Source organism: Streptomyces sp. NPDC051041 (assembly GCF_044456065.1).
In the GTDB taxonomy this organism is placed as follows: domain Bacteria; phylum Actinomycetota; class Actinomycetes; order Streptomycetales; family Streptomycetaceae; genus Streptomyces; species Streptomyces glaucus.
Genome location: NZ_JBITFM010000007.1, coordinates 110,467 through 118,694 on the forward strand (window position 1 = coordinate 110,467; position 8,228 = coordinate 118,694).

Annotated in this window: 7 protein-coding genes; 5 read left to right on the forward strand and 2 right to left on the reverse strand. The window is 75.1% G+C overall.

Annotated elements, in window-relative coordinates; all coding sequences use genetic code 11:
* The first annotated feature begins 150 nt into the window (after positions 1-150).
* Positions 151-846 carry a GntR family transcriptional regulator gene (locus ACIBAI_RS14575; protein WP_399034130.1) on the forward strand — a complete coding sequence of 232 codons (696 nt, stop codon included), beginning with the start codon at positions 151-153 and terminating at the stop codon, positions 844-846.
* 214 nt (positions 847-1,060) lie between these two features.
* Here ACIBAI_RS14575 and ACIBAI_RS14580 read toward each other — a convergent pair whose 3' ends face one another.
* Positions 1,061-1,342 (reverse strand): HPr family phosphocarrier protein, encoded by a 282-nt coding sequence (locus ACIBAI_RS14580; RefSeq protein ID WP_399034131.1) that lies wholly within the window; start codon positions 1,340-1,342, stop codon positions 1,061-1,063.
* Between the two features lie 176 nt (positions 1,343-1,518).
* Here ACIBAI_RS14580 and ACIBAI_RS14585 point away from each other — a divergent pair, with 176 nt between their 5' ends.
* The 4 genes from ACIBAI_RS14585 to ACIBAI_RS14600 all read left to right on the forward strand — a co-directional run bounded on the left by ACIBAI_RS14585 (position 1,519) and on the right by ACIBAI_RS14600 (position 6,984).
* The gene (locus tag ACIBAI_RS14585) at positions 1,519-4,365 is read left to right on the forward strand and encodes a GNAT family N-acetyltransferase (RefSeq protein WP_399034132.1); all 2,847 of its coding nucleotides are present in this window, start codon (positions 1,519-1,521) and stop codon (positions 4,363-4,365) included.
* A gap of 93 nt (positions 4,366-4,458) precedes the next feature.
* Complete coding sequence (locus ACIBAI_RS14590; RefSeq protein ID WP_344602432.1) at positions 4,459-5,046, forward strand: DUF5998 family protein; 588 nt, start codon at positions 4,459-4,461, stop codon at positions 5,044-5,046.
* Positions 5,046-6,290: an alkaline phosphatase family protein gene (locus ACIBAI_RS14595; protein ID WP_399034135.1), complete on the forward strand. Its 1,245-nt coding sequence runs from the start codon at positions 5,046-5,048 to the stop codon at positions 6,288-6,290. Before ACIBAI_RS14590 ends, ACIBAI_RS14595 begins: the two co-directional genes overlap by 1 nt.
* Before the next feature lie 43 nt (positions 6,291-6,333).
* Positions 6,334-6,984: a thymidine kinase gene (locus tag ACIBAI_RS14600; RefSeq protein WP_344602436.1), complete on the forward strand. Its 651-nt coding sequence runs from the start codon at positions 6,334-6,336 to the stop codon at positions 6,982-6,984.
* A 24-nt stretch (positions 6,985-7,008) separates the two neighbouring features.
* On the opposite strand, the gene ACIBAI_RS14605 is transcribed toward ACIBAI_RS14600, so the two are convergent.
* On the reverse strand, positions 7,009-7,884 hold the full coding sequence (locus tag ACIBAI_RS14605; protein ID WP_399034137.1) for a PhzF family phenazine biosynthesis protein: 876 nt from the start codon (positions 7,882-7,884) through the stop codon (positions 7,009-7,011).
* Positions 7,885-8,228: the final 344 nt, after the last annotated feature.

The window sequence follows — 8,228 nt, forward strand, 5'->3', positions numbered from 1 at the left end:
AGCCGGGGCTTTCGGCGTTCCGTACGGCCGGATGTCCAAAAAATATCCATGATTTCCGGGCCGCCGTCGGAAATTCCGGCTCATTGCAATAGAGTCACGGAACACGCGTCCATCGTCGGCGTTTCACGGGGATTAAGGCGGAGGTCGGTCATGCGTATTCCGGCGCACTCGGTGTGCACGGCCATCCGGGACGACATCGTCGCGGGTGTCCACGAGCGCGGCAGCCGCCTCACCGAGGAAGTTCTCGCACGCCGCTACGGCGTCTCGCGCGTCCCCGTGCGCGAGGCCCTGCGCACCCTGGAGGCCGAGGGCTTCGTGGTGACCCGGCGGCACGCGGGCGCGTGCGTCGCGGAACCCACCGAGCAGGAGGCCGCCGACCTGCTGGAGATGCGCGGGCTCCTGGAGCCGCTCGGCGCCTCCCGGGCCGCCCAGCGGCGCACCGAGGCCCATCTGAAGGTGCTGCGCGGCCTGGTGAGGATCGGCCAGGAGCGCGCCCGCCGGGGCGGCGGCGAGGACCTGCGCTCCCTGGGCGGCTGGTTCCACGAGACGCTCGCCCAGGCTTCCGGCAGCCCCGCGCTGACCGCGACGCTGACCCAGCTGCGCCACAAGATCGCCTGGATGTACACCGTGCAGGCGCCCGCCGGCCCCGTGGAGACCTGGGCGGAGCACGGGGCGATCGTGGACGCCGTGGCGCGCGGCGACAGCGAACGCGCGCGGGCGCTGACGGCGCTGCACAACGAGCGCGCGGCCGCCGCGCACCGGCTGCGGTTCGCCCCGGGCGCGGACCGCCCGGAGCGTGTGAGGAATTCGCAACCTCCCGTAAACATGCCGAGCCTGCGGCATTAACAAGGAGGCCGTATACAAAGAGCAGGAAATCCGGGGGGATTTTTCCTGCTGCCCGGAAGTGGAAAATCAGAAGGGCTCGCCCGGTAATTCGGACGAGCCCTTCGGGGGTGTGGGACGGCGTCCCGGAATCGACGGCGTCCCCGCCGCCGACCGGAAATCCGACCGTGCGCGGCCGGCCCCGCGAAAACCGCGCCGGTTCAGCCGCGCAGGGGCGTCAGACGGTCTCGGGGAGCTCCTCCAGGCCCTCGGAGACCAGCTTCGCCAGCCGGTCCAGGGCGGCGTCGGCGCCCTCGGCGTCCGACGCGAGGACGATCTCCTCGCCGCCCTGGGCGCCCAGGCTCAGGACGGCCAGCATGGAGGCCGCGTTGACGGGGGTGCCGCCTGCCTTGGCGATCGTCACCGGGACGCCTGCGGCCGTGGCGGCTCGGACGAAGATGGAGGCGGGGCGGGCGTGGAGGCCCTCGGCCCAGCCGACGTTGACGCGGCGCTCAGCCATGTGTTGCTGCCCTTCGGTGTTCAGGGTTGTCTAGACCAGTTTCCCATATCGTGAAGCATGCCCGGAGGGACGCGCGTCCCTCCGGGGCGGCGTTCGGGCCGCGGCCTCGGCCCGAACCTCCGTCCCCCACAGCCTGCCCCGCGCCGTCGCCGGACGCGAGCCTTACGCTGGGGCCCATGCAGACCTCGCCGGACCGGCACGAGTACCCCGCCCACTGGGAGGCCGACGTGGTGCTGCGCGACGGCGGCACCGCGCGCATCCGCCCCATCACCGTCGACGACGCGGACCGGCTGGTCAGCTTCTACGAGCAGGTGTCGGACGAGTCGAAGTACTACCGCTTCTTCGCGCCCTACCCCCGCCTGTCCGCCAAGGACGTCCACCGCTTCACGCACCACGACTTCGTGGACCGGGTGGGACTCGCGGCCACGGTCGGCGGCGAGTTCATCGCCACCGTACGCTACGACCGGATCGGCGCCGACGGCGCGGCCGTGCCGGCCCCGGCCCACCCGTCCGCGGCCGGCCCCGCCCCGTCCGAGACGGCCGAGGTCGCCTTCCTGGTCCAGGACGCCCACCAGGGCCGCGGCGTCGCCTCCGCCCTCCTCGAACACATCGCCGCCGTCGCCCGGGAGCGCGGCATCCGCCGCTTCGCCGCCGAGGTGCTGCCCGCCAACACCAAGATGATCAAGGTGTTCACGGACGCCGGGTACACCCAGAAGCGCAGCTTCGAGGACGGCGTCGTCCGCCTGGAGCTCGACCTCGAACCGACCGGCCGCTCGCTGGCCGTGCAGTACGCGCGCGAGCAGCGCGCCGAGGCGCGGTCCGTGCAGCGGCTGCTGACGCCCGGCTCGGTCGCCGTCGTCGGGGCCGGCCGCACACCCGGCGGCGTGGGCCGCAGCATCCTCGGCAACATCCGGGACGCCGGTTTCACCGGCCGGCTGTACGCCGTCAACCGGGCCTTCCCCGAGGAGTGGAAGGAACTCGACGGGGTGCCCGCCCACCGCTCGGTGCGGGACATCGACGGGCCCGTCGACCTCGCGGTGGTCGCCGTCCCGGCCGAGCACGTCCCCGCGGTCGTCGCCGAGTGCGGCGAGCACGGCGTGCAGGGCCTCGTCGTGGTCTCCGCCGGGTACGCCGAGAGCGGCCCCGAGGGGCGCGAGCGCCAGCGCGCCCTGGTGCGGCACGCGCGCGCGTACGGCATGCGGATCATCGGGCCCAACGCCTTCGGGATCATCAACACCTCCCCGCGGGTGCGGCTCAACGCCTCCCTCGCCCCCGAGATGCCGCGCCCCGGACGCATCGGGCTGTTCGCCCAGTCCGGTGCCATCGGCATCGCCCTGCTGTCCCGGCTGCACCGGCGCGGGGGAGGGGTCACCGGCGTCACCGGCGTGTCGACCTTCGTCTCGTCCGGCAACCGGGCCGACGTGTCCGGCAACGACGTCCTCCAGTACTGGTACGACGACCCGGACACCGACGTCGTGCTGATGTACCTGGAGTCCATCGGCAACCCGCGCAAGTTCACCCGCCTCGCGCGGCGCACGGCGGCGGCGAAACCGCTGGTCGTCGTGCAGGGGGCGCGGCACGGCACCGCCCCCCAGGGCCACACCGTACGGGCGACGCGGCTGCCGCACGCCACCGTCTCCGCGCTGCTGCGGCAGGCCGGGGTGATCCGGGTGGACACCATCACCGAACTGGTGGACGCGGGCCTGCTGCTCGCCCGCCAGCCCCTGCCCGCCGGACCCCGGGTGGCGATCCTCGGCAACTCCGAGTCCCTCGGGCTGCTCACCTACGACGCCTGCCTCGCCGAGGGCCTGCGCCCCCACCCGCCGCTGGACCTGACCACGGCGGCCTCGGCGGCGGACTTCCGCGCGGCCCTCGCGCGCGCGCTCGCCGACGACGCCTGCGACGCGGTGGTCGTGACCGCGATCCCCGCGGTGGGGGAGGACCCGGCCCAGGACGCGGCGCTGGCGGAGGCCCTGCGGTCGGCCGCCGCCGCGGTCCCCGCCAAACCGGTCCTGGTCGTGCACGTGGAGCTAGGCGGGCTCGCCGAGGCCCTGTCGGCCGCCGCGAGCACCGCGCCCCAGCCCGCCCCCGGTACCCCGCCCGGCCACCCGTTCCGGCCCGGGGAGCGGCCGCCCGCCGCGGTACGGGCCCCCGAGGGGGCCCACCTCATCCCCGCCTACCCCGCCGCCGAACGCGCCGTCCGCGCCCTCGCCGAAGCCGTCAGGTACGCCCAGTGGCGCCGCGAGGCCGCCGACCCCGGCAAGGTGCCCGAGTACGACGACATCGACGAGAAGGGGGCCGCGGCGCTGATCGGCGGACTCCTCGCGCGCGGGCAGGGCCTCACGCTCGGCACGGAGGAGACCTGCGAACTGCTCGCCCGGTACGGCGTCCACGTCCACCGCGCCCTGCCCGCCCCCACCCCCGACGACGCCGCGGCCGCCGCCCGCGTCCTCGGCTACCCCGTCGCCCTCAAAGCCACCGCCCCGCACCTGCGGCACCGCGCCGACCTCGGCGGCGTCCGCCTGGACCTGACCGACGAGGAACAACTGCGGCGTTCGTACGCCGAGTTGACCGATCTGTTCGGCAGGCCGCAGGAGGTGCGGCCGGTGGTGCAGAGGATGGCGCCGCGCGGCGTCGACACCGTCGTACGGGCCGTCATCGACCCGGCGGCCGGGGCCGTGCTCTCCTTCGGGCTGGCCGGGGCCGCCTCGCAGCTGCTCGGGGACACGGCGCACCGGCTGATCCCGGTCACGGACCGGGACGCGGCCGCGCTGGTCCGCTCGATCCGGACGGCGCCGCTGCTGTTCGGCTGGCGCGGTTCGACGCCCGTGGACACGCCCGCCCTGGAGGAGCTGCTGCTGCGCGTGTCCCGGCTGGTCGACGACCACCCCGAGGTCGTCGCGGTCACCCTGGAGCCGGTGGTGGTCGCCCCGCAGGGCCTGAGCGTGCTCGGCGCCTCCGTGCGCCTGGCCCCGCCGCCCGCCCGCGACGACCTCGGCCCGCGCACGCTCCCGGCGTACTGAGCCGCTCCGCGGGGACGGCCGCGCGCAGGCGGCCCCGCGGGGGCGGCCGTGACCGGTGCCTCGCAGTCGGTGCGCCCCCGTAGGATGGACGGCATGGCCAAGACCAGTACGACGACCCAGGAGCTGCGTGCGGCGATCGAGCGCAGCGGCTACTACCCGGCCCTCGTGGCCGAGGCGGTGGAGACCGCCGTGGGCGGCGAGCCCATCCGGTCGTACCTGGTCCACCAGGAGACGACGTTCGACCAGAACGAGGTGCGGCGGCACGTGACGGTGCTGGTCCTCACCGACCACCGTTTCATCGTCAGCCACACCGACGAGCAGGCCGCGGACGACACCTCCCCGACGCCGTACGCGACGACGTCCACCGAGTCCGTGAAGCTCGGCCGGATCTCGTCCATCGTCGTCAGCCGCGTGGTCGCCAACCCGGAGCAGTACCGGCCGGGCACGCTGCCGCGCGAGGTGGTGCTGACCATCGGCTGGGGCGCCGTCTCCCGCATCGATCTGGAACCGGCCGCCTGCGGCGACCCCAACTGCGAGGCCGACCACGGCTACACGGGCAGCTCCACGGCCGACGACCTCAGCCTGCGCGTCAGCGAGGCCGGGGACGGCCCGGAGACCGTGCGCCAGGCCCTCGCCTTCGCCCAGGCGCTGTCCGAGGCGACCGCGGACAGCGCGCGCTGATGTCCCACCCGTCCTCTCCCCCCGCCGCCCACGACCGGGGCCGCTCCGTGCCCGCCCCCGCGGATCCCGCCTGGGACCACCCGGAACCGCTCCCCGTCGACTCCGCGCCCCGCCCCGAGTACGGCACCGGCTCGCTCGCCGACCTGCTGCCCACGCTCGCCGCCGGCATGGGCGTCCCCGGCACGACCGCCGCGATCCCGGAGCTGACCCCCGTCGACCGCGCCTGCGTCTTCCTGATCGACGGCCTGGGCTGGGAGCAGCTGCGGGCACACCCCGAGGACGCCCCCTTCATGACGTCTTTGCTGGCCACCTCGCGCGGCGGCACCGGACGTCCGCTCACCGCCGGCTACCCGGCCACCACCGCGACCTCCCTCGCCTCCGTCGGCACCGGCCTGCCGCCCGGCGCGCACGGCCTGCCCGGCTACACCGTGCGGGACCCGGCCACCGGCGAGCTGATGAACCAGCTGCGCTGGCAGCCGTGGACGGAGCCGAGCGCCTGGCAGCCCCACCCCACGGTCTTCCAGCTCGCGCAGCGCGCCGGGGTGCACGCCGCCCAGGTCACCTCCCCGGCGTTCGAGAACACCCCGCTGACCAAGGTCGCGCTCAGCGGCGGGACGTTCCTCGGACGGCTGTCCGGCGAGGACCGCGTGGACCTCGCGGCCGAGCAACTGGCCGCCGCCGACCGCTCCCTGGTGTACACGTACTACGCCGAGGTCGACGGCGCCGGCCACCGCTTCGGCGTCGACTCCGACGCCTGGCGCGGCCAGCTCGCCCACGTCGACCGGCTGGTCCAGCGCCTGGCCGAGCAACTGCCGCCGCGCAGCGCGCTCTACGTCACCGCCGACCACGGCATGATCGACGTGCCCTTCGACGAGCAGCACCGCATCGACTTCGACGAGGACTGGGAGCTGCGCGCCGGGGTCGCCCTGCTGGGCGGCGAGGGGCGCGCGCGGCACGTCTACGCGCTGCCGGGCGCCGAGGACGACGTCCTGACCTGCTGGCGCGAGGTGCTCGGCGAGCAGTTCTGGGTGGCCTCGCGGGACGAGGCGATCGCGGCGGGCTGGTTCGGCCCCTCCGTCGACGAGCGGGTGTACGGCCGGATCGGCGACGTGGTCGCCGCCGCGCGGGACGACGTGCTGATCATCGCGTCGGAGCGGGAGCCGAAGGAGTCGGCGATGACCGGCAACCACGGCTCGATGACCCCTGCCGAGCAGCTGGTCCCCCTGCTCGAAGTACGTCCCTGACCCCGCCCCCTGCCGTCCGCTGCCGAAAGGTGCTCATCCCCCCATGCCCGAGCTGGTGTTCTTCTCCGGAACGATGGACTGCGGGAAGTCGACGCTGGCTCTCCAGATCGAGCACAACCGTTCGGCGCGCGGCCTGACGGGCATGATCTTCACGCGGAACGACCGCGCGGGCGAGGGCAAGCTCTCCTCCCGCCTCGGCCTGGTCACCGACGCGGTGGAGGTCGAGGACGACACGGACCTGTACGCGTATCTCGTCGACCACCTCTCGCAGGGCGGGCGCGCGGACTACGTGATCGCGGACGAGGCGCAGTTCCTGACGCCGGAGCAGATCGACCAGCTGGCGCGCGTGGTCGACGACCTGGAACTCGACGTCTACGCCTTCGGCATCACCACCGACTTCCGCTCCAAGCTGTTCCCCGGCTCCCAGCGGCTGGTCGAACTGGCCGACCGGGTCGAGGTCCTGCAGGTCGAGGCGCTGTGCTGGTGCGGCGCCCGCGCCACGCACAACGCCCGTACGATAGGCGGCGTCATGGTCGTCGAGGGCGCCCAGGTGGTCGTCGGCGACGTCAACCAGTCCGCGGACGAGGTCGGTTACGAGGTGCTGTGCCGGCGGCACCACCGGCGCCGCATGACGGCGGCGACGGCCCGCGCCGCGGCGCTGTCACCGGACGTCCTGCCCGTGGCTCCGGCCTGACCCCGCTCGGGCGGCGGCCACCGCTCAGCCGATGCGGGCTCCCGCGCCGCCGACGCGGACGAGCGGGTCGCCCGCGCGCAGCGTCACCGTGAGTTCGCCGGGGCGGCCCAGGTCCTCACCCTGGTGCAGGGTGAGGACGGCGTCCTCGGGGACCAGGCCGAACTCGCGGGCGTACGCGCCGAACGCGGCGGCCGCCGCGCCGGTCGCCGGGTCCTCGACCACGCCGCCGACGGGGAACGGGTCACGGACGTGGAAGACGGTGGCCGACTCCCGCCACACCAGCTGGACCGTGGTCAGGTCCAGGCGGTGCATCAGGGCTTCGAGGCGCGCGAAGTCGTACGCGAGATCCGCGAGCCGGGCGCGCGTCGCCGCCGCGAGGACGAGATGGCGGGCGCCGGCGAACGCGATGCGCGGCGGGAAGGCCGGATCGAGGTCGGCGGCCGGCCAGCCGAGCGCGGCGAGCGCCTCGTCGAGGTCGGCGCCGGCGATCTCCTCGATGTGCGGCTCGACGCTGGTGAGCGTGGCCCGGAGCGTCCCGCCCTCCTCGGTCACCTCCACCGGCACGGTGCCGGCGCGGGTCGCGAACACCAGCTCCCCGGGGCCGATCCGCTCGGCGAGCGCGACGGCGGTCGCGACCGTGGCGTGCCCGCAGAACGGCACCTCGGCCCTGGGACTGAAGTAGCGGATGCCGTACGCCCGCCCCTCCCGGCCGCCGAGGCCCTCCGGGGGCGCGGTCAGGAACGCGGACTCCGAGTACCCGAGGCCGGCGGCGGTGGCCAGCATGTCACCGTCGTCCAGGCCGGTGGCGTCCAGGACGACACCGGCGGGGTTCCCGCCGGCGGGGTCACCGGAGAAGGCGGTGTAGCGCAGCACCTCGGGCCGCGGCGCGTTCGTCGTCATGCCCGCGGCAACGCGGGGCGAACCCACGCCTATTCCCGGACGCGGGCGGAGACGGAGACGGACGCCCGCGACGGGGAGCCACGGCACCGGCCACGGCACGGCCCGCTCGCTCATGGGCGACGAGGTCCTGGCGGGCGCCGCCCGCGAGTCCGTCCGGTTCTTCGCCCGGTGGAGCACTTCGCCGACGAGTGGCCCGTGGACGGAGTCCCGCAGGACCGGACGCGGGGGGGCCCCCCCCCCCCCCCCGGGCGGCGGGGGGGCCCCCCCCGCCCCGCCCCCGCCCCCCCCCCCCCCCCCCGGCCCCCCCCCCCCCCCCCCCCCCCCCCCCCCCCCCCCCCCCGCCC